Origin of the sequence: Sphingobacterium sp. WM, assembly GCF_029542465.1 — a bacterium.
Taxonomy (GTDB): Bacteria; Bacteroidota; Bacteroidia; order Sphingobacteriales; family Sphingobacteriaceae; genus Sphingobacterium; species Sphingobacterium cellulitidis.
In genome coordinates, this window is record NZ_CP120709.1 from 4,170,552 (window position 1) to 4,186,258 (window position 15,707).

Annotated in this window: 14 protein-coding genes and 1 pseudogene; 4 read left to right on the forward strand and 11 right to left on the reverse strand. The window is 37.7% G+C overall.

Annotation, left to right across the window (positions count from 1 at the left end; all coding sequences use genetic code 11):
• Positions 1–106 precede the first annotated feature (106 nt).
• Both map and PZ892_RS17675 read left to right on the forward strand, forming a co-directional pair.
• Positions 107–871: a type I methionyl aminopeptidase gene (map, locus tag PZ892_RS17670; protein WP_094258355.1), complete on the forward strand. Its 765-nt coding sequence runs from the start codon at positions 107–109 to the stop codon at positions 869–871.
• A 159-nt stretch (positions 872–1,030) separates the two neighbouring features.
• Positions 1,031–1,141, forward strand: a pseudogene (locus PZ892_RS17675) (tetracycline regulation of excision, RteC); the annotation flags it as partial.
• Positions 1,142–2,137: 996 nt separating this feature from the next.
• Here the strand turns inward: PZ892_RS17675 and PZ892_RS17680 are convergent.
• Positions 2,138–3,556 carry a PLP-dependent aminotransferase family protein gene (locus PZ892_RS17680; protein WP_094258356.1) on the reverse strand — a complete coding sequence of 473 codons (1,419 nt, stop codon included), beginning with the start codon at positions 3,554–3,556 and terminating at the stop codon, positions 2,138–2,140.
• Positions 3,557–3,648: 92 nt separating this feature from the next.
• On the opposite strand from PZ892_RS17680, the gene PZ892_RS17685 reads away from it, so the two are divergent.
• Together PZ892_RS17685 and PZ892_RS17690 are read left to right on the forward strand one after the other, a co-directional pair.
• A complete protein-coding gene (locus PZ892_RS17685) occupies positions 3,649–4,539 on the forward strand; it encodes a DMT family transporter (RefSeq protein WP_277711756.1) in 891 nt (296 codons plus the stop codon).
• 93 nt (positions 4,540–4,632) lie between these two features.
• Complete coding sequence (locus PZ892_RS17690; protein WP_277711757.1) at positions 4,633–4,920, forward strand: hypothetical protein; 288 nt, start codon at positions 4,633–4,635, stop codon at positions 4,918–4,920.
• An 896-nt stretch (positions 4,921–5,816) separates the two neighbouring features.
• Here PZ892_RS17690 and PZ892_RS17695 read toward each other — a convergent pair.
• The 10 genes from PZ892_RS17695 to PZ892_RS17740 all read right to left on the reverse strand — a co-directional run bounded on the left by PZ892_RS17695 (position 5,817) and on the right by PZ892_RS17740 (position 14,794).
• A complete protein-coding gene (locus PZ892_RS17695; protein ID WP_093099804.1) occupies positions 5,817–6,611 on the reverse strand; it encodes a cation transporter in 795 nt (264 codons plus the stop codon).
• 4 nt (positions 6,612–6,615) lie between these two features.
• The gene (locus PZ892_RS17700) at positions 6,616–8,787 is read right to left on the reverse strand and encodes a TonB-dependent receptor (protein WP_277711758.1); all 2,172 of its coding nucleotides are present in this window, start codon (positions 8,785–8,787) and stop codon (positions 6,616–6,618) included.
• Positions 8,788–9,318: 531 nt separating this feature from the next.
• A complete protein-coding gene (arsB, locus tag PZ892_RS17705; protein WP_093099809.1) occupies positions 9,319–10,350 on the reverse strand; it encodes an ACR3 family arsenite efflux transporter in 1,032 nt (343 codons plus the stop codon).
• Positions 10,351–10,356: 6 nt separating this feature from the next.
• The gene (locus tag PZ892_RS17710; RefSeq protein WP_093099810.1) at positions 10,357–10,848 is read right to left on the reverse strand and encodes a GNAT family N-acetyltransferase; all 492 of its coding nucleotides are present in this window, start codon (positions 10,846–10,848) and stop codon (positions 10,357–10,359) included.
• Between the two features lies 1 nt (position 10,849).
• Entirely contained in the window at positions 10,850–11,461 is a 612-nt protein-coding gene (locus tag PZ892_RS17715) for a protein-tyrosine-phosphatase (protein WP_093099812.1), read from the reverse strand.
• A 105-nt stretch (positions 11,462–11,566) separates the two neighbouring features.
• On the reverse strand, positions 11,567–12,112 hold the full coding sequence (locus PZ892_RS17720) for a metallophosphoesterase family protein (RefSeq protein WP_229678254.1): 546 nt from the start codon (positions 12,110–12,112) through the stop codon (positions 11,567–11,569).
• Between the two features lie 143 nt (positions 12,113–12,255).
• On the reverse strand, positions 12,256–13,317 hold the full coding sequence (locus PZ892_RS17725) for an ArsO family NAD(P)H-dependent flavin-containing monooxygenase (RefSeq protein WP_093099813.1): 1,062 nt from the start codon (positions 13,315–13,317) through the stop codon (positions 12,256–12,258).
• Positions 13,318–13,370: 53 nt separating this feature from the next.
• A complete protein-coding gene (locus tag PZ892_RS17730; RefSeq protein ID WP_045754520.1) occupies positions 13,371–13,844 on the reverse strand; it encodes a DUF6428 family protein in 474 nt (157 codons plus the stop codon).
• Between the two features lie 54 nt (positions 13,845–13,898).
• Positions 13,899–14,468 (reverse strand): hypothetical protein, encoded by a 570-nt coding sequence (locus tag PZ892_RS17735; protein ID WP_139185507.1) that lies wholly within the window; start codon positions 14,466–14,468, stop codon positions 13,899–13,901.
• Positions 14,468–14,794, reverse strand: coding sequence for a metalloregulator ArsR/SmtB family transcription factor (locus PZ892_RS17740; RefSeq protein ID WP_093099816.1), 327 nt, complete (start codon positions 14,792–14,794; stop codon positions 14,468–14,470). Before PZ892_RS17740 ends, PZ892_RS17735 begins: the two co-directional genes overlap by 1 nt.
• Between the last annotated feature and the right edge of the window lie 913 nt (positions 14,795–15,707).

The following is a 15,707-nucleotide window of genomic DNA, read 5'->3' on the forward strand; positions in this document are numbered from 1 at the left end:
AAAACAAATATATAAAGAAACCTGCCTAATATATTATTGAAGTGTCCGCTTTTTACTTTTACGAGCCTTATTTAAATCCTAATATTGTATAAATGTAAATATAGCTATGTTAATATCTGAAGAAAAAGATATAATTGGAATTAAGAAGGCAAGTGAGGTCGTTGCATACACCTTGAGAGAAATGAGAAACTATGTCAAGTTAGGAATGTCCACAAAGCAATTAGACGATTACGGAGCAAAGATACTTGCAAAGTTTGGCGCAAGGTCTGCACCAAACCTTACTTATGGTTTTCCCGGTTCAACTTGTATCAGCGTTAATAATGAATTTTGTCACGGTATCCCCTCTGAAAGTAGAATATTGCAAGAGGGCGACCTAATCAATATAGATGTTTCAGCCGAAGTTAATGGGTTTTGGTCTGATAATGGTTGTTCGTTTGTACTTGGGGAAGATGTACACCAACACCAAAAACTTATTGATGCTTCAAAACAGATTTTACAAAAAGCAATCTATAATATTAGAGGTGGGGTGAAGATTTCAGATATTGGACACATAATGGAAACCGAAGCAAAAAAAAGAGGGTTTAAGGTGATTAAAAATCTTGGAGGACACGGTGTGGGTAGAAGTTTGCACGAATACCCAGACGAGTTAATGAATTATAGAAACCGATTTGATCAAAGACGGTTTAAAAAAAAATCTGTCATAGCTATTGAAACTTTTATTTCAACAAATTCTTCTTATGCAATAGAACTTGGTGACGGTTGGACAATGGTTGGTGACAGAGGAGGCTATATGGCACAACATGAACATACAATCCTTATAACAGGCGAAGAACCAATAATATTGACAGAAATTAATGGGATTTGGGAATAACACATGTGGTGTTTTATACTAAAAAAATTTAGTGTTATTCTAATGGATAATTTTCACAATGGAACACTACGTAGCTAGATATCAGAAACCTGCCGTTGTAGCAAAATTCATTTACTATAATACCATTTTCAAAATCGAGACAAAAATGCCTATGGAAATTTTTGTCAGAACTATTTGGAGTTGAGAAACCAAAAGATGAACCGCACTAAATTCCTTTATGCGCTTCGGGAGGAACTTATACGGAGAACTGACGAGCAAGACGGGAAGTAAAGTTTGGTTTAATAAATTTTACAATAGTTATACAACCAACTTCGGAGGACGTTATTATTACCTTTAAAGGCAAGTAGTTTTGAGACACGGAGTGAGTTTCAAGTGCCTCAAAACACAACTTGCCAAGTTCTAATGAACAGCAAGTATTGTAGAGATATAAGAATCATATTCATTTGGGATGTGTAGTCGAGATTGACTGCATTCTAACCTCATAACTGTCTTGAAAGATAGAATACAGGATTGCAGGAAGACATGACGGCTTTCAATATATCAGACTGACCTCATTACTTTTTTTTATTTATTCGTTCAAAGGTTCGGAGTATGCTATGTTTCGTTTCATGGGCTAAAAAGGTCAGTGTTTAGCTGAAACAAGGTATTTGACTGAAAAAAACTACCCACAAGGTTGGAGGTTTTTCAGCAAACCAAAGGCTTGACCTTGTTAAGCTAAAATAAACACAGATTTACCTTTGCCCTTGAAAATGAAACAAATAGTGTATGACTTTTAAGAAAGAACTATAAAGAGGTAATGATATTAAGGAAAAAAGACTGATAGTGAGTTCGATGTTCCCTGATTTTTTAGATTTTAATGGAACAACACATCAAACTCCGAGACTAAATTCCGCAATTTCTCTTATTTATAAGAACAACAATAAGTTACAGAGCAAAAAAAAATAGGACAAGTCTAACTTTTTAAGACTTGTCCCAAGATGTGAACCTGTTGGTACGGAACTCAAACTCTTTCTTGGAAAATTTATGATTATTGAACTAACTTAAAAGATTGTCTATATAAGCACAATTTGGATATAGAGAAACCAAAGCCTTAAAAAGATACCGCACTTATTCCTTTACTGATGAACATGGCAATGACAATATTAAACAGGTCATTGAAGCCAATTACAGGCAGATCAAAGCGGACGTTGTGCATATTTTATAAAGCGAGATGGAGTGGATTAAGAATGTCCCCAATTTACGGCATTTGATACGGCAAAAGGTATATCAATGTCCAAGCATCTTAGCAAGACTTCCAAGCTGTTTTAGTTTTAGCCTCAACTCGTTAGACCACGGCAAACCGATACAAAGGCGCATACAATTTTGAAATTGATTTTGTAAAGTAAACATTCTGCCCGGAGCAATACCTATTTGTTTTTTAAGAGCATAATTGTATAGTTCTGTTGTGTCAATTTCTTTCGGAAATTCTACCCACAAGGCAAGCCCACCTTGTGGTCTGCTTATTTTAGTTCCTTGAGGGAAATAATCCGCAATGGCAAGTGCATAATGCTGATAGTTTTCCTGCAAAGTTTTGCGGAAATGACGGAGATGATTTTCATATCTTCCTGTCATCAGGAAATTGCCAACGGCTTCGTGGATTACAGAGGTAGCAGACAATGCGTGTACAAGTTTCAACTTTAATATTTGGTCTTTGTACCTGCCCGGAGCAATCCAACCTACACGATAGCCCGGGGCGAGTGTTTTAGATACAGAACCGCACCACAAAACATTTCCGTCTGTATCAAAGGATTTACAACATTTAGGACGTTCAGCACCGAAGTGAATATCCCCATAAGTATCATCCTCAATAAGCGGAATATTGTGCTTTGACAAAAGGGTTACCACAGCTTTTTTACTTTCAACGGGCATACAATATCCCAAAGGCGTGTTGAAATTAGGTACTAAAAGACAGACGTTTATTTTAGGCAATAATTTCTTCAGTGCATCAATATCTATTCCGGTAACAGGGTGTGTTGCAATTTCCAATACGTTTAAACCTAAACTAACAGCAAGTTGCAGAATGCCCGGATAACAGGGACTTTCCAAGGCTATGGTGTCGCCCGGTTTGGTTAGTGCCATGAGACACAATGCCAAAGCATTCATACAACCATTCGTAGTTACCACATCACTTTCCTTTAAATGCCCTTCCCAAGCCAATGAACGAGCCGATATCATTCTGCGGAGTTTGACATTACCCGGTAAAGGTTCGTATTCTGTTCCACCTTCTTTCAGTTCCCTTGTGGCAAGCACAATTTCTTTTTTCAGTTTTGCCAATGGTAAAAGATTACCAGACGGTACGCCAATAGAAAAAAGCGTTAAATCGTTACGCCCCATAGTGGAATAAACACCGCTTATCAACTCATCGGGTTCTATATTATTAGCAAAAGGCAAGGGCTGACTTACTTCGGGTAATGGAAGTTTCAAATAATTCAACGGACTTACAAAATAACCCGATTGGGGTTTCGACTGCACAAGCGATTGGGCTTCCAATTCAAGAAAAATCCTTTTAGCAGTATTTACACTTATTCCGTGTTCTTTGCTTAATATTCTTACAGACGGCAAACGTTCTCCGGCTTTCAAAACACCTGTTTTGATTTTATTGGCAATATTACTCGCTATCTCATTATATAGAAAATCTTTCTTCACTTTGCAAATCTAACTGTGTCTATTGAAATAACAAAAACTGTGACTGTGTTTATTTGTGTCGAATACCGAATTTTGCATCAAAACAGTTTATCATGTCAGAATTGAGTATGAATAAAGTTAAAGAGAATACACCACAGGGTTGGTTAAACGGCTTTATAGGTGTGGTATTATTCAGCGGTTCGTTACCTGCAACGAGAGTAGCGGTTTTAGAATTTAACCCCGTTTTCCTGACGGTTGCCCGTGCTTCAATTGCAGGAATACTTGCCCTTATTGCCTTATTGCTCTTTAAAGAAAAACGCCCCAATCGAAAGCAGATTTTTCCTTTGGCTGTTGTAGCTCTTGGCGTTGTAGTTGGTTTTCCTTTATTAAGTGCTTTGGCATTAAAATACGTTACTTCGGCTCATTCCATTGTTTTTATAGGGATATTACCTGTGGCAACGGCTATATTTGGTATCATTCGTGGAGGCGAACGCCCACGACCAATATTTTGGATTTTTTCAATTATTGGTAGTGTTTTGGTCGTAGGATATGCGGTAGCACAAGGGCTTACAGCCTCGCCTGTGGGTGACATTCTAATGCTTGGGGCTGTCATCCTTTGTGGATTAGGTTATGCAGAGGGAGCAAAACTAACAAAGACGCTAGGTGGTTGGCAGGTTATATCTTGGTCTTTAGTGCTTTCCCTGCCTGTAATTTTGCCACTTACATTTATCTATATGCCGGCATCTTTTGAGGGCATTAGTACAGGGGCTTGGATTAGCTTGGCTTATGTTTCATTGTTCAGTATGTTCATTGCTTTCATTTTTTGGTATAAAGGTTTGGCACAGGGCGGAACAGCGACCGTAGGACAATTACAGTTGTTACAGCCGTTTTTTGGTTTGGCATTAGCCTCTTTTTTGCTTAACGAAAGAGTAAGTGCTGGAATGTTAGCGGTTACTGTCGGGGTAATCCTGTGTGTGGTAGGAACAAAGAAATTTTCAAGATAATTCCATAATGGTAGACAGTATGATTGAAATAATCTAACATCAAAATTTCAAAGAAAGTGAATCAATAAATATATAAATGAGACGTTACATACATTGGAAAAAACGATCTCCGAATTAGAGGTTGAAGCTGATTACTCCACACAACGGATAGAAGTAGTTATCCACCACATTCTTGAATGCCTGTCCAACGTAAAAGGGTATGTGCTAAAAGAGGGATTAAAGAACACTGATGAAGAAATCCGTTTTTTCAAATATCAGAAAACTGTCATTTTAATGGATCCTACAATAGTTACACAACCGACTTCGGAGGGTGTTTTTATCCATCTGCAAAGACAAGTAGTTTTGAGGCACAGAATGAATTTCGAGCATCTCAAAACATAACTTGCTATGTTCTGATGGACAGGAAATTTTCTTAGTCATTGAGATGGCTGTCAATTGAGCTTACTTGCGTTCAAGCCATACAACTTCGTTGATAAATAGAGAGCAAGATTACCGGAGGGAGTGACGGTTTTCAATATATCAACCTGACAACTTCTTTTTATTTATTCGGTAATGAGAGGTGGTGGTGCTTCGTCTCTCTATCACTACCTTTAATTGGTCATTTATTTATTCGTTCAAAGGTCGGAGTATGCTATGTTTCGTTTCATGGGCTAAGAAGGTCAGTGTTTAGCTGAAACAAGGTTTTGACCGAAAAATAATATCCGCAGCTTAGAGATTTTTTAGCAAACCGAAGGTTCGACATTGTAAAGCGTAAAAACACTGATTTACCTTTGGCATTGATAATGGAACGAATAGCATACCGATTTTTTTAATAAAAATTGTCAAATAGCTGATAAACAATGATATCAGAGAAGAACAAGTAAAAACGGGTTCGATGTTCCCTAAATTCCTGTCATTTTGCAGACACAACATCGAACCCCGAAGATAAATTCAAAGATTGCTCTTATTTATCTGAATAACAGCAAGTTACAGAGCAAAAAAAATGGGACAGGTCTTTCTTTTTTAGACTTGTCCCTATAGGTGACCCCGCTGAGGCTCGAACTCAGGACCCACAGATTAAGAGCCTATAGGTCTGCATTCGTCAACAAGGTTAAAAATCTTTGTTTCCTGCTTGCTAGAGCAATTTATGTGTTTTTTTTCAGTAATCAAAATTTAGCGCTGTGACTTATTTGTGACGGTTTTCAGATAGTTTAATATTCTATTGTTACCAACTCTGAGTTCTGAAGAGAATATCGCTAAAGATCTTTCGTCAGTATTTGCGTCTGAAGTTTACAAATTTATTTCGCGATATTTAAAATACGATATGCTCCTCTGGCTACGATAACAAATACAATTGCACCAATAATCAAGTCAGGATACCCTGAATCCAGCCAATTAACTAATAATCCCGCGACAATAACTCCCGAGTTTATTATTACATCATTTGACGTAAAAATCATAGACGCTTGCATATGTGCTTCTTTGCTTTTATTCTTTTGTAATAAATAAAGACAAAGTACGTTAGCCATCAGTGCTAACACAGAAACAATAATCATGGTTTTAAAATCGGGCATTTCTCCCAAACCAACAAAACGCCTGACTACTTCTACAAAGCCGATAACTGCTAAAACGATTTGAAAGTAACCAGCAAATTTAGCAATGTTGTTTTTTCGTACAATCGTGCCACCAACTGCAAACAAAGCCAATGCATAAACTATGCTATCTGCAAGCATATCCAGACTATCTGCTATCAATCCCATTGAGTTGGAAAAAATACCGAACAGCATTTCTAATCCAAAGAAGAGAAAATTAATAACCAATACTGTGAATAATAGCTTCCGTTGGTTATTGCCAGTATCTATTCCATTAACTACATCAGTTTCCTCGGTTGAAATCAATGTGGTATTCAGGTTTAGGGTTTCCAAAGCCGAGAAAACAGGTTCCGGGCCTCCATTGTGAAAAACACTCAATTTTCTGTTTGGAATATCAAATTCCAATGATTTTACCATGTCGAAGTTCTGCAACTTCATACGGATTAACTGCTCCTCGCTCGGGCAGTCCATTTTAGTGATATTAAATATTGTTTTATTCATCAGTTTAAAGTTTAACTTTTATACCGCCGTTGATCACGAATCCGTCCAATGGTGCGTAAATGTCATTAAAGACAGGATTTGTAATTGTACCAGTATAAATAGTATCAAAACGTGTCTGCCTTGTGTCAAGGAAGTTCTCAAAATTAAGATACAGGGAGAACCGTTCCCAGATCTTTTCAGCCATAAAGCCACAGGTCCAATAGTCCTTTCCGGTTGTTCCGCCGTTCAGTATTTGGGGACTGAAATAATAAGCTTCCAAGCCAATCTTCCATTTATCCTCTACTTCATACATCAAAACAGAGTTGATTCGGTGTTTTGGTGTCAGAGGATTATCTGTATTTCTTCCGTTTTCAAGCAAACGTGTATCGGTATAAGTATAGCCCAAGAACATCTTTAAATCATCATAGCCGATCTTTACGTTTGTTTCGGTCCCTTTTGTATGGATGTAACCCGGTGAATTGACGAACTGATAAAGATCTGGCAATGCATTTTGAAGCAACAGAGGATTATCCAGATAAGTATAAAAAAACAATTGATTTATGCTGAAAGTCCAATCCTCGCCAATATTAGTGCGGTAATTGATGTCTGCATTTGCTCCATAACTTTTTTCCAATTTATTGATCTCGTCGTCAATTGGCATTGCTTTGCGATATTGTATGCGTTCAATTTCTTCTGTAAAAATGGTTGGCGTCTTGTAGCCAAATCCACCACCGACACGTGAAGTCAATCCGTTTGCAATCTTAAACAATGCCGATACTCTTGGTAAGAACACAGCGCCATAATCTATAACATAGTCTGCCCTTAAGCCCGTTTCCAATTGAAGCCAATCCGTGACCTTAAAAGAATTTTGAACGAAAGCCCCGAATGTGGTTTGGTTATAATCCCTCAACGGAAATGGGGTAATCTGTTTTTCTTTAAAATTGTCCGTCCAAATATTAAAGCCTGTTACCCACTCTGATTTTTCTTTGCAGTGGCTATAGCTTGCTTCCGTAAAAGTAGCGGTTTGCGTTCCCTCAAATTCGTAATTCGGAATAGCCGTATTCCGGTTAAAATAACTTACGCTGTTTTTTAATTTTACAGAACTGTTTTCGTTTACAGTATGGTCAAAAACAAATTGAGTAGAATAACGCTGTGTTTTGTTTTCTTCAAAATATTGATGGATGTTATCTCCGTTTCCTTTGATGTAAAGCATATCGCCACCCAAGCGGTTTTCAATGGTGGTATTAATACCAAAGTTCATTTTTGTTTTATCATTGAAGTAAACAAATAACTTAGGGTTCAGTACATACCTTTCAAACTTAGGGATTGCCGAAAGTCCTATTTTTGCGGGATCATAAGCCCCGTTGCGATTATGCGAAGCGAAAATGGTTGTTCCAATCTTCTTAAACTTCTGTCCATAAAAACCGTTAATGTCCAATCCTCTGCCCGACGTACCGTTTAAGTGAAAACGCATATCCCGTTCTTCCGTTGGTGTTTTGGATATGAGATTTACCAAACCTGCTATTGCGCCGCCACCATATAAGGTAGAGGTTGAACCTTTGATAACTTCGACCTGCTTTAAGTCAAGCGGTGGAATTTGCAACAAGCCCAATCCGCTTGAAGCACCCGAATAAAGAGAGAAGCCGTCTTTTAAAATTTGTGTATATCGTCCGACGAGCCCTTGAATACGAATACTTGCGTTGGCACTGATGGGTGAAGTTGTTTGTACGTGAATACCTGTGCTTTCACTCAAAAGCATGCGGATATCCCCCGCTTTCATATTGCCCTTTTCGTCCAGTTCCTCACTTCCGATAACCTCAATACGGGTCGGCGTATTTTGTATGGTCCTCGTACTTCTTGTAGATGAAATTACGACTTCCTCCAACTTTTCGCTGGCTTCCTCCAGTAAGATCTCAATAAAGCTTGTGTCCTCTAACGGAAATTGAAATGTATCAATACGCTCATTAAAACCAACATAGCTGAACTTTATAGTTTGCGATCCATCGGGAATATCGATCAACGTAATTTTCCCACTTTGATCTGAAGTTGCCGCAATTTCGGTTCCTACTACCTCCGAAGTAACGCCAATTAAAACTTCCTTGTGTTCACCGTCTTTAACTACGGCCTTAAAAATACTTTGGGCGTAACCACAAAGATTGAATGTCATGAATAATGACACGATGAATATATTTTTCATGAAATATGCTTAATATTATTGTAAAGGAGAAATATAGTTGGAAAGTGCTGTTCCTACCTTTTTGTGCAGAGCACGGTATATTAAGCTAACTGTGGCGGATGCCAAGTAGAGTAGGGAAAATCTAAAATCGTCGGAGCAGATAATGAACCCAATTTTATTATCTGTAATTTTCCGGGCGAAACTAATGAAAAACAAAAAGAAGTTACAACAAAGCCTGTACAGGTATTGCACTTGGAAAAAGGAGAACAACAGGACATTCCACAATCATCGTCATTTTGGTGTTGATCTTCTGTTGACATGCATGTTTGTTCAAGACATTTATCCTCAATAAAGCAAGGTGAGGCCGATAAGACCAAGACCATTATTGCCATGATGAACGATAAATACCTCATTGCGCAAATTTATTAAATTATGTTGAATTAATTGATTAAAAATAAGGGGGAATAAGCCTTTTTTTAATCATAGGTAATAGAACAACAGGGACACAAAATTATTTCAGGTGATCGAACTAAAACTATGCCCCCGAATGTTCTAGGTATAGTATTTTTTCTTTAACCAAAGGCTGGCCCGAACCAAAAGTATTAAAACAGGAACCTCGACTAAGGGACCAATAACACCAACAAATGCCTGAGGAGAATTGATGCCAAATACTGCGATGGCGACAGCAATTGCCAGCTCAAAATTGTTTCCAGTAGCCGTAAATGCAATGGATGCATTTTTATCGTAGGGAACCTTCATTGATCTGTTTACAAAGAAACTCACAAAAAACATCAGTACGAAATATATTATCAGTGGTATCGCTACTTTTACTACATCCATCGGCAGTTCCACTATTTTTTCACCCTTGAGGCTAAACATTAAGACAATCGTGAACAATAGGGCATACAATGTTATGGGTGATATTGTGGGAATAAACTTTCTATTGTACCATTCTATCCCGTTTGACTTCACTAAGATATATCGGCTCAAAAAGCCCGCAAGAAAAGGAATACCCAAATAAATCAATACACTTTCTGTGACATCCTTCATTGAAACACTGACATCGAAGTTGGCTAGTCCTAATTTACCTGGCAGTACATTGATAAATAACCATACAAAGAAGCTATAAGTAAATACCTGAAAGATACTGTTTAAGGCGACTAATAAGGCTGCGTATTCACGGTTTCCTTTAGCGAGATCATTCCATACAATCACCATTGCAATACATCTGGCCAAACCAATAAGAATTAATCCGATCATATAATCCGGCTCATCTCTTAAAAACAAAATGGCAAGGATAAACATTAAAATAGGGCCTATGACCCAATTCAATAATAGAGATAGACTGATTACCTTTTTATCCCTAAAAGCAGTAGGTAAAAGGGAATAATCAACTTTAGCGAGTGGCGGGTACATCATTAAGATTAGTCCAATGGCTAATGGAATGTTAGTTGTACCTATAGATAGTGAATCCATTACTTTTGAAGTGCCGGGAAATAAAAAGCCCAGGCCTACGCCAACTGCCATAGCGAGAAATATCCAAAGTGTTAAGTATCTGTCGAGAAATTTTAATTTTGGCTGCATATTATTTTAATTTATTCCTATTGTTTTACTTCTTCTTTCCATAATGATCGTGTCGCGCCAGGTGTCTCCCAGTTTTCCTATTTTTTCACGGAAACCGACTATTCTAAAACCATAGCGCTGATGAAGCGCTACTGTTCCTTCATTTTCAGGAAACATTCCACTTTGAAGCATCCAAATTCCATAAGCTTCGCTTTCTTCAATTAGCTTGGCCATCAAAGTCTTTCCGACTCCTTTTCCTTTATGAGAATTAGTAACGTAAATACTTACTTCTGCAACACCTCCGTAAACGCAACGGTCGCTCACTGCCGAAAGGGCTGCCCAGCCAACGATGATACCATCAACTACTGCTGCAAACCTGCTGTGTTTTAGTTTACTTTTATCCCAATCTTCCCACGCTGGGGCTGTTGTTTCAAAAGTGGCATGGCCTGTTTCAATGCCTTCTTTGTATATTCTGGAGATATTCGAATAATGCTCCTTACCGATTGCTGTTATTTCCATGCTATTTGTTTACCAGTGAAAAAACATAAAACATTTCTGCTGCAATCTGTAAGCTTCTTTCCGCGTACACCTCTGTTTGCTGTGGAGTGTTATCTGAGACTTTAGGATCATCGTATTTTATCGGGAATCTTGCCTCTGCTCCGAAAACCAAAGGACAGCCTTCATCTGCATTGTTACAGGTCATAATGGCACCGAATTCATTTTTTGGATTAAATTCGCTGTTATACTCTTTGGAAAAGCAGATAACCGCGGCCTCATTTTCGGCATATTTAATTGCATAGACAGGGTTTTCTGTTCCGCTGAGCTTCTGAATCTGAAACCCCTGATCGCTCAATGTTTCTGCCACTTTGGGAAACATTGCTGTTGCCTCAGTACCACCTGAATAGCAAAACACATTAGTAATTCCAAAATGATAGGCCATTGTCTGGGCCCAGATCTGTGATAAATGGCTCCGGCGGCTGTTATGCGTACAGATGAAATTTAACCGGATTGTCTGGTTCTCTCTTACCTTCCTCTGTATGTAGTCTGCCAGGGGCTGTAAAACTGTTTTTCTTTCTTCTGAAATACTATTTGTTAAAATAGACTCAATGGTCGTTATAATTTTGTGGTTCATTTTTATGGTTTAAGATTAATAGCCTCTTCTTAGATTTTCTGCATATTCATTGGGCAGGGGGCTTTCTTCTACTGCCTTAGCTGCTTTTCCAACGTCATAATCAAATCATATAAACTCGACACCGATACTTTCTTTGTTCAGTATAGAGCTGTTTTCATTGATGGTCAGCATGACATAAGCACCGCGGACATCAGTATCCTTGGGCTTACCAACCGAACCGATATTGACCGCATGACGATAATGAGCCTGGTCTTCGGATCCAGAATTTAAAATGCGGTGGTAAGGTTTGTGCGTATGGCCGAAACACATAATATCTGCATCAGCCTGCTCCATAATCCTGAGCATACTCTTTTCCTCACGGTCTTCAAAAAGATATTCATTAATCTTTCTTGGGCTGCCATGCACCAGAAGCAAATTGAGTTTATCTTCATTCAACTGAAACTCAACTTTGATGTGGGCAGGGAGCGTGCGCAAATAGGCACGTTCGTCGTCCTTCATGATAGAATTTGTAAAAGAATTGGAGATATTGCCATTGTCTTTTTCACTATTGGTTTTATAGGCACAGCCACATTCATTGCTCATACGTCCGATACCGAAGTCGTAATTTCCTGCAATGGTTGGAATTTTCCGCTTACGGATTTCGTTAATCACTTCGTTTGGCCATTATTGTAACCTACCAGGTCACCCAAACAATAGATACTATCTGGATTTCTTTTATCGACATCTTCAAAGAAAGCTTACAAAGCGGGTAAATTGGCGTGTATATCGCTGAATAATGCAATTTTCATACTATATTAGTTACTATTTTTTAAAAATTCTTCAATCTCAAGTATTGTTTGTTTTGCTGTTTTATTTACACCTATGATTGTGGCGGATGCATAACCGGTCCAATTGCCGTATCCGACGAGCCACAATCCGGGCATTTCTAATGATTTACTTTCACTGGTCTTTGCAACGCCCTTTTCGTCTATGTGTATCAATGATTTCAGATAAGAAGTATCATAACCGAATCCTGTACACCAAATAATAGCATCAAATTCCTCCTTGTCCCCACTATGCCAAATCACCCCCTTATCATATAACTTATCGAATGTGCCGCTTGACACTAATACGCCTCTGCTTTGGGCCTCTTTAACAGATGGAACCATGACGATATTTCCTAGATTATACTGCGATGCATCGAAGGGTTTGCCTTCTTTTTCGGCCTTGTATCGCGCCGAGGCTACGTTAAACAGATAATATCCGTCTACTTCATCAGGCAAAAATTCAGGTTCCTTTTTGGTTGACCATTTTACAGCGGTAACTTTTGAGACCTCTGCGACAATCTGGGCACCGGAGTTACCTTCGCCTACCACCAGCGTTTTCCGTCCAGTAAAGTCTTTTGGATTTTTATACTTTCCTGAATGAATTTGAAGCCCCTTAAAATCTTCTATTCCTGCTAGCTTTGGAATAGCCGGATTGCCCCATGTCCCAGTTGCCGAAATAACTGTTTTAGCTTTTAAAGCCCCCTGATGGGTAAGGACCTTAAAAACAATCCCATCCTTTTTAATTTCAACAACTTCAACACCCCTCCTCACATTCAGTTGATAATGCTCTTCGTACTTACGCAAATAGTCAATTGCTTCTTGTCTGAGCGGAAACCGATGCTCAGATTTTGGCATCAGCCATCCCGGTAAAGAGCTGTAATCTGCTGGAGAGAATAGGGTCAGGCTATCCCAGCTATGGAGCCAGGCACCACCAGGAATATCCTGTTTATCCAGTATAAGATATTTCAGTTTTGCCCGCCTTAGATAATATCCACATGCTAGCGCACTTTGGCCTCCGCCAATAACAATAACATCAAAGATCTCATCCATTGATTTAGCTTTAATACATGTTATTTAAAAGACATCTGACATTCTACAGCGAATTAGCAACATCCTCCACCCGGTGTACACGAATTATTTTCAGTACCTGTAACTACAGAAAGATTTATCTTTTGCTTTTCGGAAGGTATCCCGCATGCATCCTGTGCAAGACAGGCAGTAGTCTTACTTTTCAATATAAAAGTTTTGCCATTGAATTCCAGATCATATTTCCCAATTGTGTCACTTTGATATTCCACTTCGATCTCGGCATCTTCCATGCCTAATTTTTCCTCCGAAAGGCTGATAATATGCAATAATTTTCCGGGTTTTAATCGGTGTTCATAATCATCGGCGTTCCATAGCTGAAAGTTCACGGCCTTTTCATCACGTATTACACCACCGCAGTCAATGAATCTTTTATTGATCTGGCCGACTTCGGTCACATGGAAATGCTCTGGTACAAATGTTCCGTTTTCTAATTGAAATTCAACATTCTTCAATGTTGGAAGGATTTCTTTGATTTCTGATAATTTCATTGTTTTATATTTTATAGTTATAATGCAATATTGCGATAAATTCAAGCAAATTTTTTAACAGCACTTTAGCTGTAATTTATTAAAATACTTACTGAATCTGGGAATGTAAAGCAGCACATGTAAGAGGCTTATGATAATCGCTCCCGGCAGTAGATTTTTAGCTATAATTTGGAAAGTATCATAGCCTGCGCTATGGCTAAACTTATTTACTAACGATATACCGCTAGATTGAAAATCGAGTTTGATCACTAAAAATATGGCAATAGCGGCAAAATGTAAGCCGTTCACCAGCAGATGGATAATATATTCCCAACGGGGAAGTCCACCCATAAATTGTCTGCTGTCTTTTTCCACATAAGCATCCAACACCAATGTAATGATATCCGCAACAATCAAAAGGCATCCGAATACAAACAGGTTGTTGTTTTCGATATTTATAAATAAAGAGACAAGTATACCTGTAAATAAAAAGGCCCGCATCGTATGAATAAGATGTTCAAAACGGCTTTCCTTATGTTCATAGAGGCGATATTTGTAAAGATGCAAAAATACACCATCAAATACTGCCAATAATGAATAGCTGATCAGGAATACCGAAGATACAATGAAAGCAGTTTCCATCATTAACAACATTTTTGATTGGTTACTGTAGAAATTATTTTTGAAAAATACTCTTTCAATATATTGAAAGTATTTTCGTCAATACAGTAGCATACAGATGTTCCCTCAATGCTCCCTTGTATTAATCCCGCATTTTTTAATTCTCTCAAATGCTGTGATACGGTTGGCTGTGCTAGTGGCAGCTCATTGACAATATCTCCGGTGATACAGGTATTGACTTTTAGCAGATATTCTATAATAGCAACCCTTGCAGGATGGCCCAATGCTTTAGCAATAACCGCAATCTGGTTTTGGCGGTCCGTAAAATGATCTGTCTTTGTTGCTCCCATTTTTAAATTATTATATTGCAATATTACGATATAATAATGAAACAAAAAAATAATAAATGCAATTTTATTTTGCCATGATCATAAAACTAGGCCGTATAGGGAAAAATGTTAAAAAATGGAAGACACTTTGGGTCAAAAAATTGTATGAGTTGATGCGTGAGTTTTCGAGATATATACTGTTTATTTTCTACTTTTTTTCCGTGAATGTTTTTGTGCCGTTTTCACCATCTTTTAATACAGCATTCAACAGGAATCGAAAGCAAGTGCAATTTTGGCAATTTTGTTTATCATGGACCCACAGATTTTGAGTACACAGGTCAGCGTTCGTCAACAAAGTTAAAAATCTTTGTTTCCTGTTTACTATAACAATTTATGAACTTCTTTTTATTATTTAAAATTTACAGCTGTGACGTATTTGTGACGGTTGATTTAAAGGAAACAGTAAGTTATTTCAAAGGGTCCTCCAAGAAAGCTTTGAGACCTCTAATTTCCCATAATGAAGGATTACAGGTTGGATTTTTGATTAATGTTTTTAGGGAGTCTAATTGTCGATAAGTTCATTACATGCTAAAGTATTAATTCATAATATTAAATTTTATACTTGAATGAAAATTTACTAAACCATATATTTACGTTGGACCAACTGAAAAAACAGAACAAGAAATATACAAAAAGAAGCAAAAAAATTTCCTAAAACTACTTTGAGTTTTTGGATAAACTTATCACAGATGGGGTTTAGGAAACTTTCCCACCAATTTATGGAAATCAACCAAATTGCAAGTTAATTACTTCATTTATACCTTTTTATCGATTAATTCTAATAAATTTCATTAATTCTTTTCAAATATTTATAAGAAATTGTCATATGGAAACCACAATAACTTGATATTCAGACCTACCTAAGATTTTAACG

What these genes read in the sequence shown, in the direction of transcription:
- map (WP_094258355.1), top strand. Translation starts at nt 107, where the DNA reads ATGTTAATATCTGAAGAAAAAGATATAATTGGAATTAAGAAGGCAAGT.
- PZ892_RS17685 (WP_277711756.1), top strand. Translation starts at nt 3,649, where the DNA reads ATGTCAGAATTGAGTATGAATAAAGTTAAAGAGAATACACCACAGGGT.
- PZ892_RS17695 (WP_093099804.1), bottom strand. Translation starts at nt 6,611, where the DNA reads ATGAATAAAACAATATTTAATATCACTAAAATGGACTGCCCGAGCGAG.
- PZ892_RS17700 (WP_277711758.1), bottom strand. Translation starts at nt 8,787, where the DNA reads ATGAAAAATATATTCATCGTGTCATTATTCATGACATTCAATCTTTGT.
- arsB (WP_093099809.1), bottom strand. Translation starts at nt 10,350, where the DNA reads ATGCAGCCAAAATTAAAATTTCTCGACAGATACTTAACACTTTGGATA.
- PZ892_RS17710 (WP_093099810.1), bottom strand. Translation starts at nt 10,848, where the DNA reads ATGGAAATAACAGCAATCGGTAAGGAGCATTATTCGAATATCTCCAGA.
- PZ892_RS17715 (WP_093099812.1), bottom strand. Translation starts at nt 11,461, where the DNA reads ATGAACCACAAAATTATAACGACCATTGAGTCTATTTTAACAAATAGT.
- PZ892_RS17725 (WP_093099813.1), bottom strand. Translation starts at nt 13,317, where the DNA reads ATGGATGAGATCTTTGATGTTATTGTTATTGGCGGAGGCCAAAGTGCG.
- PZ892_RS17730 (WP_045754520.1), bottom strand. Translation starts at nt 13,844, where the DNA reads ATGAAATTATCAGAAATCAAAGAAATCCTTCCAACATTGAAGAATGTT.
- PZ892_RS17735 (WP_139185507.1), bottom strand. Translation starts at nt 14,468, where the DNA reads ATGATGGAAACTGCTTTCATTGTATCTTCGGTATTCCTGATCAGCTAT.
- PZ892_RS17740 (WP_093099816.1), bottom strand. Translation starts at nt 14,794, where the DNA reads ATGGGAGCAACAAAGACAGATCATTTTACGGACCGCCAAAACCAGATT.